Annotated in this window: 13 protein-coding genes and 10 tRNA genes; 1 reads left to right on the top strand and 22 read right to left on the bottom strand. The window is 45.3% G+C overall.

What is annotated here, in order from left to right; genetic code table 11:
• Positions 1-7 precede the first annotated feature (7 nt).
• The 21 genes from AC3CID_RS13100 to pncC form a co-directional block, all read right to left on the bottom strand.
• On the bottom strand, positions 8-2,866 hold the full coding sequence (locus AC3CID_RS13100; protein WP_065205148.1) for a M16 family metallopeptidase: 2,859 nt from the start codon (positions 2,864-2,866) through the stop codon (positions 8-10).
• 9 nt (positions 2,867-2,875) lie between these two features.
• Positions 2,876-3,337 carry a YqaA family protein gene (locus AC3CID_RS13105; RefSeq protein WP_004735497.1) on the bottom strand — a complete coding sequence of 154 codons (462 nt, stop codon included), beginning with the start codon at positions 3,335-3,337 and terminating at the stop codon, positions 2,876-2,878.
• A 6-nt stretch (positions 3,338-3,343) separates the two neighbouring features.
• The gene (locus AC3CID_RS13110; protein WP_004735496.1) at positions 3,344-4,297 is read right to left on the bottom strand and encodes an NADP-dependent oxidoreductase; all 954 of its coding nucleotides are present in this window, start codon (positions 4,295-4,297) and stop codon (positions 3,344-3,346) included.
• Positions 4,298-4,468: 171 nt separating this feature from the next.
• Positions 4,469-5,599 (bottom strand): sodium ion-translocating decarboxylase subunit beta, encoded by a 1,131-nt coding sequence (locus AC3CID_RS13115; RefSeq protein WP_004735495.1) that lies wholly within the window; start codon positions 5,597-5,599, stop codon positions 4,469-4,471.
• A 9-nt stretch (positions 5,600-5,608) separates the two neighbouring features.
• Positions 5,609-7,390, bottom strand: a complete 1,782-nt coding sequence (oadA, locus tag AC3CID_RS13120; protein ID WP_428786281.1) for a sodium-extruding oxaloacetate decarboxylase subunit alpha — start codon at positions 7,388-7,390, stop codon at positions 5,609-5,611.
• A gap of 31 nt (positions 7,391-7,421) precedes the next feature.
• Entirely contained in the window at positions 7,422-7,679 is a 258-nt protein-coding gene (locus AC3CID_RS13125) for an oxaloacetate decarboxylase subunit gamma (RefSeq protein WP_010435831.1), read from the bottom strand.
• 375 nt (positions 7,680-8,054) lie between these two features.
• Positions 8,055-8,131: transfer RNA gene (locus tag AC3CID_RS13130), tRNA-Arg, on the bottom strand.
• Positions 8,132-8,215: 84 nt separating this feature from the next.
• Positions 8,216-8,292 (bottom strand) — tRNA-Arg (locus tag AC3CID_RS13135).
• Between the two features lie 84 nt (positions 8,293-8,376).
• Positions 8,377-8,453: transfer RNA gene (locus tag AC3CID_RS13140), tRNA-Arg, on the bottom strand.
• Between the two features lie 99 nt (positions 8,454-8,552).
• Positions 8,553-8,629 (bottom strand) — tRNA-Arg (locus tag AC3CID_RS13145).
• A 101-nt stretch (positions 8,630-8,730) separates the two neighbouring features.
• Positions 8,731-8,807: transfer RNA gene (locus AC3CID_RS13150), tRNA-Arg, on the bottom strand.
• A 101-nt stretch (positions 8,808-8,908) separates the two neighbouring features.
• Positions 8,909-8,985: transfer RNA gene (locus AC3CID_RS13155), tRNA-Arg, on the bottom strand.
• 84 nt (positions 8,986-9,069) lie between these two features.
• Positions 9,070-9,146 (bottom strand) — tRNA-Arg (locus tag AC3CID_RS13160).
• 85 nt (positions 9,147-9,231) lie between these two features.
• Positions 9,232-9,324: transfer RNA gene (locus AC3CID_RS13165), tRNA-Ser, on the bottom strand.
• A gap of 48 nt (positions 9,325-9,372) precedes the next feature.
• A tRNA-Arg gene (locus AC3CID_RS13170) sits at positions 9,373-9,449 on the bottom strand.
• 46 nt (positions 9,450-9,495) lie between these two features.
• Positions 9,496-9,588 (bottom strand) — tRNA-Ser (locus tag AC3CID_RS13175).
• Positions 9,589-10,064: 476 nt separating this feature from the next.
• Positions 10,065-10,262, bottom strand: coding sequence for a carbon storage regulator CsrA (gene csrA / locus AC3CID_RS13180; protein WP_004415691.1), 198 nt, complete (start codon positions 10,260-10,262; stop codon positions 10,065-10,067).
• A 92-nt stretch (positions 10,263-10,354) separates the two neighbouring features.
• Complete coding sequence (locus tag AC3CID_RS13185) at positions 10,355-11,536, bottom strand: aspartate kinase (RefSeq protein WP_080583151.1); 1,182 nt, start codon at positions 11,534-11,536, stop codon at positions 10,355-10,357.
• A 220-nt stretch (positions 11,537-11,756) separates the two neighbouring features.
• Positions 11,757-14,339 carry an alanine--tRNA ligase gene (alaS, locus tag AC3CID_RS13190; protein ID WP_488526660.1) on the bottom strand — a complete coding sequence of 861 codons (2,583 nt, stop codon included), beginning with the start codon at positions 14,337-14,339 and terminating at the stop codon, positions 11,757-11,759.
• 343 nt (positions 14,340-14,682) lie between these two features.
• Entirely contained in the window at positions 14,683-15,723 is a 1,041-nt protein-coding gene (gene recA / locus AC3CID_RS13195) for a recombinase RecA (RefSeq protein WP_004735435.1), read from the bottom strand.
• A gap of 138 nt (positions 15,724-15,861) precedes the next feature.
• On the bottom strand, positions 15,862-16,356 hold the full coding sequence (pncC, locus tag AC3CID_RS13200; protein WP_029406152.1) for a nicotinamide-nucleotide amidase: 495 nt from the start codon (positions 16,354-16,356) through the stop codon (positions 15,862-15,864).
• Positions 16,357-16,480: 124 nt separating this feature from the next.
• Here pncC and mutS point away from each other — a divergent pair, with 124 nt between their 5' ends.
• A complete protein-coding gene (gene mutS, locus AC3CID_RS13205) occupies positions 16,481-19,042 on the top strand; it encodes a DNA mismatch repair protein MutS (protein ID WP_372243657.1) in 2,562 nt (853 codons plus the stop codon).
• Between the two features lie 157 nt (positions 19,043-19,199).
• Here mutS and rpoS read toward each other — a convergent pair whose 3' ends face one another.
• The gene (gene rpoS / locus AC3CID_RS13210; RefSeq protein WP_004735404.1) at positions 19,200-20,180 is read right to left on the bottom strand and encodes an RNA polymerase sigma factor RpoS; all 981 of its coding nucleotides are present in this window, start codon (positions 20,178-20,180) and stop codon (positions 19,200-19,202) included.
• Positions 20,181-20,231 lie beyond the last annotated feature (51 nt).

The raw sequence follows: 20,231 nt of genomic DNA on the forward strand, positions 1-20,231 counted from the left end.
GTGTACTCTAACGAATGATTTCAAGCTCTTCTATTGGAATATCTAACTTTTCTAATTGAGGACGAAGCGAAGTCGCATCGCCAACAACGATTATTTGATAATCATTCGGGTCAAACCATTTCTTCGATAGCTCGTTTAAGGTCTCTTTTGAGACGGTTTCAACTATCTGATTACGTTGTTGTAGGTAATCTTCATCTAGGCTCAATGCGACAATATTACTCAACAAACCAGCCTTTTGACTTGGTGTTTCGTATTTAAGCGCATCTTGTTGACCGACGGCAAGGCGCATAAATTTCACCTCTTCGTCAGTTAATCCACTCTGACTAAATTCATTTAGCTCGGTGATAAACTCTTGAATCGATGGAACCGTCGCATTTGCTCTTACTTGGGCGCTAAAAACCACGGCACCAGTTTCTCGAGTACTTGCAAAATAACCGCTAGCACCGTAAGTGTACGCTTTGTCTTCACGTAAGTTTTGGTTAATGCGGCTATTGAAGTTACCGGCTAAGTTAAAGTTGGCTAGCTGGCTCAAATACAACTCACCCGTCGCGTCGAAAGGTAAACCTTTACGCACTAAACGAACAATACTTTGCGGCGCACCCGGTTTATCAACTAAATACAGATGCTGTCCTGAAAGCTCTTTGATGATCTGAGGACGCGTTAGTGGTGCCGCATCGCCTTGCCATTGTTCGAAGAATTGAAGCTGCTTGCTGACCTCTTTCTTCGAGATGTCGCCTACAATAACAATATTAGCCCCCTCAGGAGTATAGTGCTGACTGTAAAACAGTTTTACATCGTCTAAGGTTAACGATTCTAAAGAGGCCTTAGTACCATCACTCGCTCGACCAAAGATGCTGTTGCCAAACAAAACTTCACGTGTGGCTTGAGAAGCCATCCAGCTTGGTTGTTGATGCTGATAAACAACGCCTTCAAGCATCTGCTTCTTCACGCGTTCGAAGTCTTGCTCATCAAACTTAGGCTCAAACAAAACCTCTTGTACGATCGCTAAGGTTTGAGGCAGGTTTTTCTCTAGCGTTGAAACCGAGATATCCGTGGTATAACTACCTGCGCCAATGCTAACGCTACTGCCAAGCTTATCTAAGGTCGCCTGTAGTTCTTCAACCGTTCGTTTAGTCGACCCCTCTTCCATCATCGAAGCCGTTAGGTTCGCTAAGCCTTCTTGCCCTTTACGAACATAGCGTTCGCCTGCAGGCAGTTGAATTTGTAGCTGTACTGTCGGCGTTTCACTGGTCACGGTACCAATCAAGTCAGTGCCGTTCGCAAAGTGCATGCGATACAACTCAGGCATGGTCGCTTCAACACCAAAGTTCACTTCTGGCATCACGCTGCGATCAAATGTGTTTGGCGCCTTTCTGAAATCCAGTTGGTCTTCCGTCACCTTGCTGTATTCAGGAAGGGTACGTACAGGTGTGGTAAAGGTGGCCTCACGAACCGCTAAATCGAGTTTTTTCTTAGGAACCACACTCAACGTAACCTTGTGCTTGCCTTCGATGAAATCTTGGTATGCCTTGCTTACGCTTTCTGGAGTAACCGCTCGAATTTGATCGAGTTGTGACTCAATGCGATCCGGCTGACCATAGAAGGTTTGGTTAGACGCGAGCTGCGAAACCTTGCCTTTAACACTTTGCAGTGCAAAAACCGCATCCGCTTCTGCCATACCAGTGATCTGGTCTAAACGCGCTTGTTCAACGCCCTCTTTCGAGAATTGATCTAAGGTATCCATCAGCTCTTTGTTTAGAACCGTCAAATCACCTTTTTCACCTGAATTACCCATCGCATACACATACATGGTACATGCAAGCTCAGCACAATCATGGAAAGATCCTGCGCTCACCGCTTTTTGCGTTTTTACGAGGTTTTGATACAGGTAACTGTTGGTGCCAGAACCTAACACGTTGGACAGTGCATTCAATGAAGCCTGCGTCTCTTCACCACGATACGTTGTTGGCCATCCAACTAGCACCATCGGCTGACGAATATTATCTTTTAAGGTGATGTACTTGTCTTCAGTCAGCACTGCAGGTTGCTTCTCTGCCGCCTTAACTTCAGGTCCTTGAGGGATAGGGCCAAAGTACTTGTTAACCCACTCTAGCGTGTCATCAACGTCGATATCACCACCGATAGTCAACACGGCATTGTTTGGGCCATACCAACGTAAGAAAAATGCCTTAAGATCATTCACATCAACACGGTCTAAGTCTTCCACATAACCAATTGGTTGCCACGAGTACGGGTGACCTTCAGGGTAAAGCGCTTCACCCATGCGTTCCCACATTAAGCCATAAGGACGGTTTTCGTAGCTTTGCGCTCGCTCGTTCTTAACCGTACCTCTTTGAACTTCAAATTTCTTCTGAGAAACCGCATCTAACAAGAAACCCATTCTGTCCGATTCTAACCACAACATTTTTTCGAGTTGGTTAGAAGGAACGGTTTCAAAGTAATTAGTTCGGTCACGGTTGGTGGTGCCATTTAACGAACCACCCGCTTCGGTAATAATCTTGAAGTGCTGTTGATCACCGACGTTCTCTGAGCCTTGGAACATCATGTGTTCAAAGAAGTGAGCAAAGCCTGATTTGCCAATCTGTTCACGAGCAGAACCCACATGATAGGTCACATCAACATGAACAAGTGGATCAGAATCATCAGGAGAAAGAATAACGGTCAAGCCGTTTTCAAGCTGATACTTCGCATAAGGAATCACGACTTTATCTTTAGAAGGCTTAACCTCTTCTAACAGAGTGACGCCTTCCGGTAACGAGGAAAAGAAGGGTGTTGAGCTAGGTACATTGTAAGAACAGCCAGCGATGGCGATAAGAGAAAATGTACCAAGTAAAACCTTTTTCATAGGTTCTCCTTAGAAAAAACCGAAGTAGATAGCAGCAAGTAAGCTGTAGCGAGCGGCTTTGCCAATCGCTATCAAAATAACGCTAGGGATAAATTTCATTCTCAGCCAACCCGCAGCCAGACATAAAGGATCACCAATGATGGGTAACCAACTGAATAACAATGTCCAGTAACCATAACGGCTCAGCCAAGCCATAGCCTTATGACCATGCTTTTCAGATTGAGTTCGATTAGGCAACCACAAACCAATCCAATAGTTGGTCAGGCCGCCCAAAGTATTACCGAGTGTCGCCAGAAGAATGATCGATGATGTTGAGAACTGATCTAAGCTCAAGGCTGCCACAAGGCTCGCTTCTGATCCCCCAGGCAATAATGTGGCACTCAAAAAGCCACTAATAAAGAGTACCCACAGCGCCGAGTCAGAGAACCACAGCGCTATGTTTTCAAACAGAGAATTAAAAAACTCTAGCACTGCATATCAACCTTCTTGCATTTTAAGTAGTACCTTGCCTCTGGTATGTCCGGTTTCAACCTGTAGATGAGCTGACTGCGCTTCGTCTAACTGGTAGATACCTTGAATTTCTGTTTTGAGCAATCCGACACTGACCATGTACAGCATAGTGTCCATTTGCTCTGGGTTTGGCTCAACCAGCATGCCTGATGCAGTAAAGCCTAATAATGTTGCTTTTTCGCAGATCAATTCTGCAGATAAAGTTGGGACTGTCACCACTCTTGCGCCATCTTTTAGACACTTCAATGCATCGAGAGCGGTATCGCCACCGACCAAATCAATCAGCACATCAACATCAGAGACTCTTTCCGATGCTGGCGCAAACTTATAGTTAATCGCATGAGCGCCTAACGTTGCTAAGTAATCAAGATTCGCTTCACTACAAGTTGTGTAAACCTCGGCTTTCGCTGCCACGGCGATTTGAACCGCTAGATGACCAACGCCGCCGGCACCCGCTAAGATAAGTACGCGATCGCCCTCTTTCACTTCAGCTTTGTTGAGCGCTTGGGCTGCTGTTTGACTGGCTAATGGTAATGCTGCGGCCGCTTCTAGAGTCACCGAATCAGGAACCATGCTTAATGCCGCTTCTGGGACACACACATATTGGCTGTAACCGCCACCTTGCAGTGGGAAACCAATAAAGCCTGCCACGTTGTCGCCAACCGTAAAGCGCTCAGCCTGCTCCCCTAGGGTGACAATTTGCCCTGAAATGTCATAACCAGGAACCCAAGGCAGGTTATCTTTGTTCTGTGCTGCAGCCCAACCTAGACCAGCACGGGTTTTAACATCAATCGGATTAATGCCCGAAAAGGAAACTTTAACCACGACTTCTCCAGCCTTAGGCTCAGGAATAGCACGGGTTTGAATACTGAGGTTTTCGACACCGCCGAATTGAGTAATCGCTATCTGTTTATTTTCCATTTCCACATTTCCTTGATTGATAAAAGCCCTAATGAGCAAGCACCCTAATTGATAAAAAGAAAGGGATGCGAAAGCATCCCTTTGACTATAAACCATTTAATAAGGCTAAGTTAACCGCTCATTCGTAAATTGACGACCAATTAACGTAACGATACGTGACCTAGGAACCTACTAGCCCACTAGAGCTAATAGAATACCCGCAGCAACCGCACTACCAAGTACACCTGCCACGTTCGGGCCCATCGCATGCATCAACAAGAAGTTTTGAGGGTTTGCCTCAAGACCAACCTTGTTTACAACACGAGCCGCCATCGGAACCGCTGATACACCGGCCGCGCCAATCAATGGGTTGATGTCTTCTTTAGAGAAGCGATTAAGCAACTTCGCCATTAACACGCCACCCGCCGTACCAATACTGAACGCCACCGCACCTAAACCTAAAATACCCAGCGTCTCTAAGTTCAAGAACGTGTCCGCTTGAAGCTTAGAACCAACACCTAGGCCTAGGAAAATAGTTACGACGTTAATCAGTTCGTTTTGAGCTGTTTTTGAAAGGCGATCAACCACACCCGCTTCACGCATTAAGTTACCCAAGCAGAACATACCTACTAGAGGTGTTGCTGAAGGTAGGAACAGAATCGTCATCAGTAGTACAGCAAGCGGGAAAAGGATCTTCTCGGCTTTACCAACGTGACGTAACTGCGCCATCTTAATCTTGCGTTCTTCCGGCGTCGTTAGTGCTTTCATGATAGGTGGCTGAATAATAGGAACTAAAGCCATGTAGCTGTAAGCCGCAACTGCAATGGCACCTAGTAGGTCAGGAGATAACTTACTCGCCAAGAAGATCGCGGTTGGGCCATCGGCACCACCAATGATCGCAATTGACGAAGCATCGGCCATTGAGAATTCCATTCCTGGAACATAGTTCAGCAAGATCGCACCAAATAGCGTTGCGAAGATACCAAACTGAGCCGCAGCCCCTAGCCATAACGTTTTAGGGTTAGCAATCAACGCACCGAAGTCCGTCATTGCACCAACACCCATAAAGATCAGCAGTGGAAAAATACCCGTTTCAATACCAATGTAGTAAACGTAGTAAAGCAAACCACCGGGATCAGTAAACCCAGCATTTGGAATATTTGCTAATACAGCACCAAAACCAATCGGTAATAAAAGTAACGGTTCAAACCCTTTACGAATTGCCAAAAACAACAATAAGCAACCGACCAGCATCATACAAATCTGGCCGAACTCAAAGTTAGCAATCCCTGTTTCAGACCATAAGGTCATCAATCCTTCCATGGTACTCCCTTACGCTAAGCTTAGTAGTGGAGCGCCTACAGTAACTGCATCGCCTTCTTTAACATTCAATTCCTGAACGATACCACCACGAGCAGCACGAACTTCCGTTTCCATCTTCATCGCTTCCAAGATCAGTAGCACATCGCCTTCAGCCACTTCAACACCTGGCTGAACGATAACTTTAAAGATGTTGCCTGCTAATGGAGCTGGAACTGCTTCTGCATCAGAAGCCGCTGCAGGTGCAGCTTGAGCCCCTTGTGCTGGCTTAGCTGATGGAGATACTGATGTGAGTTCGCCTTGTGGCCCGACTTCAACATCATAAACTTGACCATCAACCTTCACGCTGTAGCTTTCAATGCTACCAGCAACAGGCTGTGGTGCCGCAACAGGAGCTGCCGTTTCTGCAGTTGGTGCAGGTTCAAATGCTTCAGGGTTACGACGGTTCTTAAGGAACTTAAGGCCGACTTGTGGGAAAAGTGCGTATGTCAGTACATCATCAACGGTATCTTCAGCGAGTGAAATACCATCTGATTTCGCTTTTTCTAAAAGGTCTGTCGTTAACGTATCCATTTCAGACTTAAGTAAATCAGCAGGACGACACGTGATTGGTTCAGCACCATCTAACACTTTCGCTTGCAGTTCAGCATCAACCTCAGCAGGCGCTTGACCGTATTCACCTTTCAGCAGACCCGCAGTCTCTTTCGTGATGCTCTTGTAGCGCTCACCGGTTAAGACGTTGATAACAGCTTGAGTACCGACGATTTGAGAAGTAGGTGTTACCAAAGGAATGTAACCCAACTCTTTACGTACGCGCGGGATCTCTTCAAGCACTTCATCCATACGATCGGCTGCGCCTTGCTCTTTAAGCTGACCTTCCATGTTGGTTAACATGCCGCCAGGAACTTGAGCAATCAAGATGCGAGAATCCACACCTTTTAGCTGACCTTCCCATTTCGCGTACTTTTTACGTACGTCACGGAAGTAAGCCGCGATGGGTTCGATCTGATCAAGCTTAAGATTGGTGTCGCGCTCTGTGCCTTCTAGCATAGCAACAACTGTTTCGGTTGGCGTATGGCCGTAAGTACAGCTCATAGAAGAGATTGCGGTGTCTAGAATATCAATGCCAGCCTCAACAGCTTTAACCGCTGTTGCTGTCGATAGACCTGTTGTCGCATGGCTATGCAACGCTAGAGGAACGTCACACGATGATTTGATACGTGTAATCAGCTCTTCCGCTTCATAGGGCTTTAATAAACCTGACATATCTTTGATACATAGTGAGTGACAACCTAGATCCTCTAGGCGTTTAGCCAAATCAACCCAAGTATCTGAGTTGTGAACCGGACTGGTTGTGTAAGACAACGTACCTTGAGCGTGACCACCAACATCAATCGTTGCTTTCACTGCTGTTTCAAAGTTACGTACGTCATTCATCGCATCAAAAATACGGAATACGTCCATGCCGTTCTTATGGGCACGTTCAACAAATTTTTCTACTACATCATCCGCGTAGTGACGGTAACCCAATAAATTTTGACCACGCAGTAGCATCTGCATTGGTGTGTTTGGCATCGCTTTTTTCAGCTCACGCAAACGCTCCCACGGATCTTCTCCTAGAAAACGAATACACGAATCAAACGTTGCGCCGCCCCAAGTCTCTAAAGACCAGTAACCGACTTTATCCAGTTCTGCCGCAATTGGCAGCATATCTTCGATACGCATACGAGTAGCAAATAGTGACTGGTGCGCGTCACGAAGTACCACATCTGTGATAGCTAGTGGTTTAGACATGCTCATAAACTCCTTTTTAATCCTTTAAATGCTACTTAGCAGTAGACGCACGGTATTGATGAACCGCGGCCGAAATTGCTGCCACTACCTGTGGACTAACAGCTGAAGGGTTTGATTGTGATTTTTTAATTTTTTTAGGTGCTGCGATCGGCTCTGGTACTTCTTCTGGTACCAGTTTTGACATCAACCGAACGAGGTAAACTAGAATAGTTAGGAAAATAAAGACAACGGACATCCCCGTTATCATTAGAGTCGCCGCATCTCCTAGCAGGCTTCCAATATTAGTCATGTTGCTTCCTTTCTTCGTCATCCTGACATACGTGCAGGATTTCAGCGAATAGTGATCCCGACCCATGGATTATCTCGATTGGTAAAAGTTTGTCAATTTTGTTTAAGGTTCTGTTACGGATAACGCACACATAAGGTTAATTATTCGCCTATCAGATCACATAAATCTGTCAAATACGTCATTTATAGATATTTAAACTGTGACTTAAACGGGGCTTTTCTTAGAAATGATATGAGAAAGGTGGAATAACAAAGAAGCAATCAAGAATTACTTTAAATACAATAAGTTAAACAACGACAAAATTTAACATTATCGCAACAAATTTACAGCAGATATAAAAAAAGCCTCGTATAAACGAGGCTTTCTTTAATAAGGTGGTGCGCCCTGGAGGATTCGAACCTCCGACCGCCTGGTTCGTAGCCAGGTACTCTATCCAGCTGAGCTAAGGGCGCAACGGTTTCGATATTAAGCTGTTAGTTAAAGCAATAAAGCAAAACTAAACGTTTAACATCAGGGTTAATAAAAACCCTAAATAGTGGTGCGCCCTGGAGGATTCGAACCTCCGACCGCCTGGTTCGTAGCCAGGTACTCTATCCAGCTGAGCTAAGGGCGCAACGGTTTCGATATTAAGCTGTTAGTTAAAGCAATAAAGCAAAACTAAACGTTCAACATCAGGATTAATGAAAACCCTAAATAGTGGTGCGCCCTGGAGGATTCGAACCTCCGACCGCCTGGTTCGTAGCCAGGTACTCTATCCAGCTGAGCTAAGGGCGCAACGGTTTCGATATTAAGCTGTTAGTTAAGGCAATAAGCAGTTAAGACTATAAAGCAAAACTAAACGTTCAACATCAGGATTAGTGAAAACCCTAAAAGTGGTGCGCCCTGGAGGATTCGAACCTCCGACCGCCTGGTTCGTAGCCAGGTACTCTATCCAGCTGAGCTAAGGGCGCAACGGTTTCGATATTAAGCTGTTAATTAAAGCAATAAAGCAGTTAAGGCAATAAAGCAAAACTAAACATTCAACATCAGGATTAGTGAAAACCCTAAATAGTGGTGCGCCCTGGAGGATTCGAACCTCCGACCGCCTGGTTCGTAGCCAGGTACTCTATCCAGCTGAGCTAAGGGCGCAACGGTTTCGATATTAAGCTGTTAGTTAAGGCAATAAAGCAGTTAAGACTATAAAGCAAAACTAAACGTTCAACATCAGGATTAATGAAAACCCTAAATAGTGGTGCGCCCTGGAGGATTCGAACCTCCGACCGCCTGGTTCGTAGCCAGGTACTCTATCCAGCTGAGCTAAGGGCGCAACGGTTTCGACACTGAGCTTTTAGCTAAGGCAATAAAGCAAAACTAAATATTCAACATCAGGATTAATAAAAACCCTAAATAGTGGTGCGCCCTGGAGGATTCGAACCTCCGACCGCCTGGTTCGTAGCCAGGTACTCTATCCAGCTGAGCTAAGGGCGCACGGTATCTTCAAGTGAAGAAGTTGTGAAATATATCACATTCTTGTTTCTACGAAACAAAAAAAAGGCCATAGGCCTGTAATGAATGGCGGTGAGGGAGGGATTCGAACCCTCGATGCGGCTACAAACCACATACTCCCTTAGCAGGGGAGCGCCTTCGGCCACTCGGCCACCTCACCTAATTCATTATTCTTATTCATTACTTCTTAACAAAGTAATCTAAAGAATGGTGCGCCCTGGAGGATTCGAACCTCCGACCGCCTGGTTCGTAGCCAGGTACTCTATCCAGCTGAGCTAAGGGCGCACATTGTTACTTCTGTGTTTGCTTGCAAATTCAAACGTGCAAGAAATGGCGGTGAGGGAGGGATTCGAACCCTCGATGCGGCTATAAACCACATACTCCCTTAGCAGGGGAGCGCCTTCGGCCTCTCGGCCACCTCACCGTCTTGCGGAGGCACATATTACGTTTTACCGAAAATATGTCAAACACTTTATTGAAAAAAACCGGACAAAAACATTCAACCGTTTGCAATTTAATCAAAGCGCTTGCAAATTGAACTTATAACATCCAATTAGCGCTTTTTCCCTTAAAAATTAAGGTGAAAGATTGGCAATAATTAACAGCGGAAAACAATTATCTAATTTATCTCGCAGTAAGTGTCACTGCTGTTTGCACCATACTACGGGATGCTCTATTTCACCATAGGGTAAGTCAGTAAAACTTGAACTATGGCAAACAAATATCACGATGCTTCAATAAGAGTTAACTCAGGCGGCGTAACTTTTCTATATCAAGCATTCAGCCCAACATCTAGAACTAAGCCAGCTAGTGAATCAACCAATCACTAACTTGTGATTTTGCTCTCCCAAGATCAAAAAAGGCTAGCAACAATGCTAGCCCCTCTTCTACGCAAAAGTATTAGTAGTTGCCAGATGCAACGTTACCATTACCTTTTTCAGCTTGAATGCGCATGTAGATCTCTTCACGGTGAACAGATACTTCTTTAGGTGCGTTAACACCAATACGTACTTGGTTACCTTTAACGCCTAGTACAGTAACTGTTACTTCATCACCAATCATCAGTGTTTCGCCAACACGGCGAGTCAAAATTAGCATTCTTTGCTCCTTGAGTAATCTCTAAATTTATCTAGCTACGAGAGCATTATCCAACAAAAGTTATATTTTCGTAAACTATCGATTGAGTTTATTTAACCAAAATGCACTTCTTTTTTAAGATAACCCTGTGTTTCACGCGCTACGATGTATGCATTGTGTAATATGTTAGCAGCTATATCGACTTGCGTTGGTGATATCACCAAAGTTAAAGACTGCTGCTGCAATAAGTGATGTTGTACATCAATTTCGCCTTCAGACAACAATCCATGTGAACTGACCACAATTTCTTGCGTTCGGCTTCCTACCACAGTTAACAAACTAACATATTCACTATTACGGATTTTTTCAGCAAAAACTAGTTTTAATTTAGCACTTATGTCCGGTTTGATAATGAGCGCTGCCCGTTCTGTTTCCTCGATCACACTACAGACTTCGATCCCTAACAACTGGCAATGCGACATGAGAGACGGTAAATCTTGATTCAAACACTCGATGCGAACCATATCTCTTTGAATGGCTATCCCAGCAATATCATTCAAACAATCATTACCCGCGATGAGAGTGCCCTCGCCTTCTTCAAAACTCGAAAGTACTCTCAGTGGTACATTGTGTCGCCACGCATGCTGAACACATGGCAGGTGCAAAACCTTCGCGCCTCTGCGAGCCATTTCTTCCATAGAGGGAAAGTCTAAGGTGTCTAATTTTTTAGATTGCTTAACCACTCTAGGGTCGCAGGAATATACGCCATCAACGTCGGTATAGATCTGACACTCTTTAGCTTGAAGCGCGCCCGCTAATGCAACGGCCGTGGTATCTGAACCACCTCGCCCTAAGGTTGTGATGTCACCTTTCGCATTAACGCCTTGAAAACCTGCAACAATGACAATCTGGTCATCATCTAACAGCGCTCTAATAGGAGCGGTATCAATACGCTCAATCGTCGCATTATTATGATTAGAATCGGTGTGTATCTTGGCTTGATAGCCGGTCATCGATGTCGCTTCATAACCCAACTTGTGCAACGTCATCGCTAACAAAGCCATGGAAACTTGTTCTCCAGCCGTTAACAGCACATCCAACTCTCTAGCATTTGGCACGCTATCAACTTGTGAAGCTAAGTTAACCAACCGATTTGTTTCACCTGACATAGCAGAAACGACAACCAAGATCTGGTTCCCTTCATTTTTCGCTTCAATGATTTTTTCTGCTACATGATGGATCCGCTCTATTGAACCCACCGACGTTCCACCAAATTTCTGCACGATAAGAGGCATTTTCACCCGTCCTCACCTTCCCAAGACCAATGTCTATATATGACAAAAAAACACATACTCCGCGTCAGGGCGAAGCAATAAAAAATTAACCAAGGAGTCTAACGTTTCCATTGGACTTCTTGGTTAATCTCAATCAAACCTTGTTTAAACACGCTTCCAATAGGCAAAATAAAAGATGCCCAATCAACTGATTGGGCATCTTTATATCAATTACTAAAGCTTAAAGACGCTCTTCTAGCCAAGTACGCACAGATTTAAGCGCTTCTGGCAGTGCTTCAACGTCGGTACCGCCCGCTTGAGCCATATCTGGACGACCGCCGCCTTTACCGCCAACTTGCTCAGCAACCATCTTAACGAGGTCACCCGCTTTTACTTTGCCGATAAGGTCTTTGGTTACGCCAGCAATCAAGCCAACTTTACCGTCTGCGATATTCGCAATTAGGATGATGCCGCTACCTACTTGGTTTTTAGCGTTATCAACCATAGTACGTAGGTTCTTGTTGTCTGCGCCTTCAATTGCAGCAACCAAAACTTTAGTACCAGAGATGTCTTCTACTTTGCCCATGATATTTGCGCTTTCTGCAGCAGCCATCTTTTCTTTAAGCAGTTGGATTTCTTTCTCTAGCGATTTCGCTTTCTTAGCTGATTCAGCCAATTTCTCTTCGTAAGCGTTAGCCTGAGCTTCTACTGCATCTAGAGCCGCTTCACCCGTTACCGCTTCGATACGACGAATACCTGCAGCGATACCACCTTCAGATGTGATCTTGAATAGGCCGATATCACCCGTATTGTTTGCGTGGATACCACCACAAAGCTCAGTAGAGAAATCGCCCATCGACAGAACGCGAACTTCATCATCGTACTTCTCGCCAAACAGTGCCATTGCACCTTTTTCTTTCGCTGACTCGATGTCCATGATGTTGGTTTCAATCACGTGGTTCTTACGAACTTGTGCGTTAACCAAACGCTCTACTTCTTTAATCTGTGCCGGTGTTACCGCTTCAAGGTTAGAAAAGTCAAAACGTAGGTTGTCTGGCTTAACTAAAGAACCTTTTTGAGCAACGTGCTCACCTAGAACTTCGCGCAGTGCGGAGTGAAGTAAGTGAGTTGCTGAGTGGTTTAGTGAGATAGCAACACGACGCTCAGCGTCAACCGTTGCTTCTACTTTATCGCCTTGAGCAAATACACCTTCAACTAGCTCACCGTGGTGAGCAAATGCGTTACCTAGCTTCTGAGTGTCTTGTACTTTGAATAGACCAGATGCTGTTTTTAGCGTACCAACGTCACCACATTGACCGCCTGACTCAGCGTAGAATGGTGTCTCTTCAAGGATGATGATTGCTTTGTCGCCAGCCGATAGTGAAGATACTTCTTCGCCGTCAACAAATAGCGCAGAGATTTCACCAGCGCCTTCAGTCGCTGTGTAACCACAGAACTCAGTGTTAGTGTCTACTTTGATCGTTGCGTTGTAATCAGTACCGAATTGGCCTGCTTCACGTGCACGCTTACGCTGTGCTTCCATCGCCTTCTCAAAGCCTTCTTCATCGATAGTAAAGTCGCGTTCACGAGCTACATCGTTAGTAAGGTCAGCAGGGAAGCCGTATGTATCGTAAAGTTTGAATACTGTTTCACCGTCAAGCTCTTTGCCTTCAAGTGCGTCTAATGCGTCGTTTAGGATAACCATGCCGCGCTCTAGCGTGCGACCAAAGTTCTCTTCTTCGATGCGAAGTACTTTTTCAACAAGCTCTTGCTGTTTCTTAAGCTCTTCAGCCGCAGAACCCATCACTTCAGCCAGTACACCCACAAGTTTGTGGAAGAACACGCCTTGTGCACCAATCTTGTTACCGTGACGAACTGCACGACGAATAATACGACGTAGAACGTAGCCACGACCTTCGTTTGAAGGCATTACGCCATCAGCGATTAGGAATGAACAAGAACGGATGTGGTCAGCAATAACGCGCAGCGATTGGTTAGATAGGTCGTCGTGACCTACTACTTCTGCTGTCGCCTTGATTAGCTTTTGGAATACATCAATTTCGTAGTTAGAGTGAACGCCCTGCATAATTGCAGAGATACGCTCAATACCCATACCAGTATCTACAGCTGGCTTAGGTAGCGGTTCCATAGTGCCGTCAGCGTGACGGTTGAACTGCATGAATACGTTGTTCCAGATCTCGATAAAACGGTCACCATCTTCTTCAGGTGTACCAGGACGACCGCCCCAGATGTGCTCACCGTGATCGTAGAAGATTTCAGTACATGGACCACAAGGACCTGTGTCACCCATTGTCCAGAAGTTATCAGACTCAAACTTCTTGCCGCCTTCTTTGTCGCCGATGCGAACAATCTTGTCAGCTGGGATGCCCACTTTCTTGTTCCAGATTTCGAATGCTTCGTCATCTGTCTCGTAAACCGTTACTAACAGGCGATCTTTTGGCAGACCTAGTGTTTCAGTCAGGAATTCCCAAGCAAATCCAATCGCTTCTTCTTTGAAGTAATCGCCAAAGCTGAAGTTACCTAGCATTTCGAAGAATGTGTGGTGACGAGCCGTGAAACCTACGTTTTCAAGGTCATTGTGTTTACCACCCGCACGTACACAACGCTGAGCCGTAGTTGCTCGAGTGTAGGCACGCTTTTCGGCGCCTAGGAAGCAATCTTTGAATTGGTTCATACCTGCGTTAGTGAACAGCAGGGTTGGATCGTTATGTGGAACTAACGATGAACTGTCTACGATTTGGTGTTCTTTGCTCTCAAAGAACTTAAGGAACGCGTTGCGAACCTCATCAGTGCTCATGTACATGCAGCTCTTCCTGAAAATAGTCGAGTTAGAATTTTGCCGTATTGTAGATCATGGTTAAGGCTTCGACTAGTTTTCTTGTAGAAAAGACACCCTTGGGCAGGATTTTAGTTGGAAATCGATAAAATGAAGAATATTCCACTAGCTCAGATAGGGAACAAACAAAAAATTGGCAAGCTACCTCAAACAACCAAATAGATCTAGCAAGGCGCTGCAAGGATGGGGACAGATACTTTGTCTCGTCCTAAAATACGTTGACAAAAAAAGCCCCGCATAAAATATGCGAGGCTTCCTATTCTTTCAAAGCGGATGTTCCTTTCAAACACCCGCTCTATAAACCGTTAGCTTATAGCTCTTCGTTTTCTTCTTCTTTCTCTGCGCCTTTCTCTTCAAGAACAGCAGGAGTCAGTAGCAATTCACGAAGCTTAGTGTCAAGTTCCAGAGCGATCTCTGGGTTTTCACGTAGGTGCTTACAAGAGTTCGATTTACCTTGGCCGATCTTGTCGCCTTTGTAGCTGTACCAAGCGCCCGCTTTCTCTACTAGCTTATTCTTAACACCTAAATCGATAAGCTCACCTTCGCGGTTGAAGCCTTTGCCGTAAAGGATTTGAGTTTCAGCTTGTTTGAATGGTGCAGCAATCTTGTTCTTAACAACCTTGATACGAGTCTCGTTACCAACCACTTCATCACCATCTTTGATTGCACCAGTACGGCGAATATCAAGACGGACAGATGCGTAGAACTTAAGTGCATTACCACCGGTTGTTGTTTCTGGGTTACCGAACATCACACCAATCTTCATACGAATTTGGTTAATGAAGATAGCCATACAGTTAGACTGCTTAAGGTTACCTGTTAGCTTACGCATTGCTTGAGAAAGCATACGTGCTTGAAGACCCATGTGGCTATCGCCCATTTCGCCTTCGATCTCAGCTTTAGGTGTTAGTGCAGCAACCGAGTCAATAACAAGAACATCGATAGCACCTGAACGAGCCAGTGCATCACAGATTTCTAGAGCTTGTTCACCGGTATCAGGTTGAGATACAAGCAAAGCATCGATATCAACACCCAACTTTTGAGCGTAGATAGGGTCAAGTGCGTGTTCCGCATCCACGAATGCACACGTTTTACCCACTCTCTGCGCTGCAGCAATAAGCTCAAGCGTTAGCGTTGTTTTACCTGATGATTCTGGACCGTAAACTTCAACGATACGTCCCATCGGTAAGCCACCAGCACCTAGTGCGATATCTAGAGATAGAGAACCTGTAGAAATAGTTTCTACGTCCATTGTGCGGTTATCACCAAGACGCATGATAGAACCTTTACCAAATTGCTTTTCAATCTGACCAAGGGCTGCAGCTAACGCTTTTTGTTTATTCTCGTCCATTTCTATCTCCACATAATCGGTTGTCTCAACAAGCGACTTAGAATCTATTTCTAACCCACAAGGGGTGACTAATTGGCTTTTATTATACTGTTGATTCATACAGTGTCTATACCTGTATGAAAATAATTTGTACAAATGTTACTTGTCTTCCATTGATAGGTAATCATAAATAACTTGTAGGGCATGGTGCGTAGCTTGTTGGCGTACTTGTGATCTATCGCCTGTAAATACATGCGTTCCTACTTTGTTCCACCCATTTACTGCTTTCCAAGCAAAACACACAGTCCCTACGGGTTTATCTTCCGTGCCACCGCCCGGGCCAGCAATACCGCTGATAGACACAGAAATAGTGCCGTTTGAATGTTGTAGCGCCCCGTGAGCCATTTCTATAACCACTGGCTCACTCACAGCACCAAACTCAACTAAGGTTTCAAGCTGAACACCGATCATCTCTTGTTTCGCTTCATTACTGTAGGTCACAAAAGCACGGTCAAACCATGCAGAGCTCCCTGCGATATCCGTTACCGCGCTAGCAACACCACCGCCAGTGCAAGATTCAGCCGTCACTAATACATGTTTATGCTTCGCAAGTAAGTGTCCGAGTTTTTCACTAAGAGCTTGAGTCGTCTGCATCTTTGGCTTCCCTTAATCTAGATGTATATCATTTGGATTTGCATCTTTTCGCATGTGTCGCTTTTCGCACGAAACGCTTTCACGTATCCTAAGCCGCAATAGAAATAAACGAAAGAAGTTAACTGTGAAAGCCGATCAAAAACATACTCCTATGATGCAGCAGTACCTAAAACTAAAAGCAGAAAATCCAGAAATTTTGCTGTTCTACCGCATGGGAGATTTCTACGAGCTTTTCTACGATGACGCTAAGAAAGCCTCTCAACTCCTCGATATTTCACTAACTAAGCGTGGCTCTTCAAACGGTGAGCCTATCCCTATGGCGGGCGTCCCATACCATGCCGTGGAAGGTTATCTTGCGAAGTTAGTGCAGTTGGGCGAGTCCGTAGCAATTTGTGAGCAGATTGGTAATCCAGCAACTTCAAAGGGCCCTGTTGATCGCGCTGTCGTAAGAATTGTGACTCCGGGAACCGTAACCGACGAAGCATTGCTTTCTGAGCGTGTTGATAACCTGATTGCATCCATTTACCACCACAATGGTAAATTCGGCTACGCGACGCTTGATATTACTTCTGGCCGATTCCAGCTATGTGAGCCGGAAACCGAAGAAGCAATGGCGGCAGAGCTACAAAGAACGTCACCACGTGAACTGCTATTCCCTGAAGATTTCGAACCTGTAAATTTGATGGCAAGTCGTAATGGCAATCGCCGTCGCCCGGTATGGGAATTTGAATTAGATACAGCGAAGCAGCAACTGAATCAACAATTTGGTACTCGTGACTTAGTTGGCTTTGGTGTTGAAAGCGCAAAACTAGGTTTATGCGCTGCGGGTTGTCTGATTCAATACGTAAAAGACACGCAACGTACCGCTCTTCCACACATCCGTTCACTCACAATGGATAAGCAAGATCATTCGGTGATCCTTGATGCGGCTACTCGCCGTAATTTGGAGATCACCCAAAACCTTAGTGGCGGCACAGACAACACCCTAGCCGAAGTACTCGATCATACTGCGACTGCAATGGGCAGCCGCATGCTTAAGCGTTGGTTACATCAACCCATGCGTAATATTTCAGCTCTTGATCAACGCCTAGATGCGATTGGTGAGATGAAAGATCTGGCTCTGTTTACTGAGTTACAACCAACGCTGAAACAGATCGGTGATATCGAGCGTATTCTTGCTCGATTGGCACTTCGTTCTGCTCGTCCACGTGATATGGCACGACTCCGCCAAGCAATGGAATACTTACCAGAGCTTGCAGAAACGCTAACGCAACTTAAGCACCCATACCTGACTCAGCTTGCTCAGTATGCATCTCCTGTCGATGAAGTGTCAGAGCTGCTTGAGCGTGCGATCAAAGAGAACCCACCGGTGGTGATCCGTGATGGTGGCGTGATAGCTGAAGGCTACAACGCAGAACTTGATGAATGGCGCGATCTTGCCGCGGGTGCAACCGAGTTTCTGGATAAGCTTGAGCAAGAAGAGCGTGAACGTCACGGTATCGACACGCTTAAAGTTGGCTACAACAACGTACACGGTTTCTTCATTCAAGTTAGCCGCGGACAAAGCCATCTTGTGCCACCACACTATGTTCGCCGTCAAACACTGAAAAATGCAGAACGCTATATTATTCCTGAGCTGAAAGAGCACGAAGACAAAGTTCTCAGCTCTAAATCGAAAGCCCTAGCTATCGAGAAGAAGTTGTGGGATGAGTTGTTTGATTTGTTACTGCCTTATCTAGAGCGACTACAAAACATTGCTTCTTCAGTGTCTCAACTGGATGTTCTACAAAACTTAGCTGAACGCGCAGACACCCTTGATTACTGTCGTCCAACCATGACTGAATCAGCTGGCGTACAAATTCAGGCGGGTCGCCACCCCGTTGTTGAACAAGTAATGGACGAACCGTTTATTGCTAACCCTATCGACCTCAATGATCAACGTAAGATGTTGATCATCACGGGTCCAAACATGGGTGGTAAGTCGACCTACATGCGTCAGACCGCACTCATTGCGCTGATGGCTCATATCGGTTGTTATGTTCCAGCAGAAAGCGCAACGATTGGTTCTATCGACCGTATCTTTACGCGTATTGGCGCATCCGATGATTTGGCTTCGGGTCGTTCAACATTCATGGTTGAGATGACAGAAACCGCGAATATTCTGCACAACGCAACACCAAATAGCCTTGTGTTAATGGATGAAATCGGTCGTGGTACCAGTACTTACGATGGTCTATCTCTAGCTTGGGCAAGTGCTGAATGGCTAGCCAATCAAATCAATGCGATGACACTATTTGCAACGCACTACTTTGAGCTAACTGAGCTACCGAACCAAATTCCAACCTTAGCGAACGTACATTTAGATGCGGTTGAACATGGCGACAGTATTGCCTTTATGCACGCAGTTCAAGAAGGTGCAGCAAGTAAATCTTACGGCCTTGCGGTTGCTGGATTGGCTGGTGTACCTAAAGCGGTAATCAAAAATGCACGCGCGAAGCTGACTCAGTTAGAGGCATTGAGTATCGACTCTCCAACATCAAAGCCAAGCGGCGTTGATATCGCTAACCAACTGAGCCTGATACCTGAACCGAGTGAAGTAGAACAAGCACTAGCGAATGTTGACCCTGATGATTTAACTCCTCGCCAAGCGTTAGAAGAACTCTATCGTTTGAAGAAGTTGCTTTAGTCTCTTTCCAAGTAGCTTGTTATTGTCGCTTGCTATTGTCGTTTTGTACTGTCACTTAAATAGGCAGCATCAGATAAAAAAGCCACAAACAAAAAAACGCTGACTTAGAGTCAGCGTTTTTATTTGGCTTCTATTCAAAGAAACATCATCAGTTCATTTAGTCATTTTCTACATTGAACAGATTTTCCATATTCAGACCTTGCTTGATAAGAATCTCACGTAGACGGCGAAGGCCTTCAACTTGGATTTGACGAACACGTTCACGAGTCAGGCTAATTTCACGGCCTACTTCTTCTAGTGTTGACGGTTCGTAACCAAGTAGTCCAAAGCGACGTGCAAGCACCTCTTTCTGCTTAGGATTCAGTTCATCAAGCCAGAAAATCAATGAGTTCTTGATATCGCTATCTTGAGTTGAAACCTCAGGATCTGAATTGTTGATGTCTGGAATAATATCCAACAGTGCTTTCTCACCGTCACCACCAATTGGCGTATCAACAGAGCTCACTCTTTCGTTTAGACGAAGCATCTTACTCACATCACCAACAGGCTTATCTAGCTTAGAAGCAATTTCTTCTGCCGTTGGTTCATGATCAAGTTTTTGTGATAGCTCTCTTGCGGTACGCAGGTAGATGTTCAGCTCTTTCACAACATGGATTGGCAAACGGATAGTGCGAGTCTGATTCATTAGCGCACGTTCAATGGTTTGACGAATCCACCATGTCGCGTAAGTTGAGAAGCGGAAACCACGTTCTGGGTCAAATTTCTCTACGGCGCGAATCAAACCTAGGTTGCCTTCTTCAATAAGATCAAGAAGTGCAAGACCACGGTTACTATAACGACGTGAAATTTTTACCACTAAACGCAGGTTACTTTCGATCATGCGTTTACGTGCTGCTTCATCACCGCGCAGAGCTCGTCGTGCATAAAGCACTTCTTCTTCAGCGGTTAGTAGTGGTGAGAAACCGATTTCGCCTAGATAAAGCTGAGTAGCATCTAAACTTTTAGACGTAACTTCAACTTCTTCTTTCGCTTCGGTTTTCTTTTTGACTGTTCGTTTTGCTTTTCCAAGAGCTTCCGGTTCCGTGGTTGCTTGGTTAAGATCGAACTCTTCTTTGGTTACTGCATTGCTTATACTCATAACGCCTCCCCCTGGCGAAATTAGCATGACATCACAACTTGATATGTCGCT

Source organism: Vibrio sp. QJM3NY_21 (genome assembly GCF_057785975.1).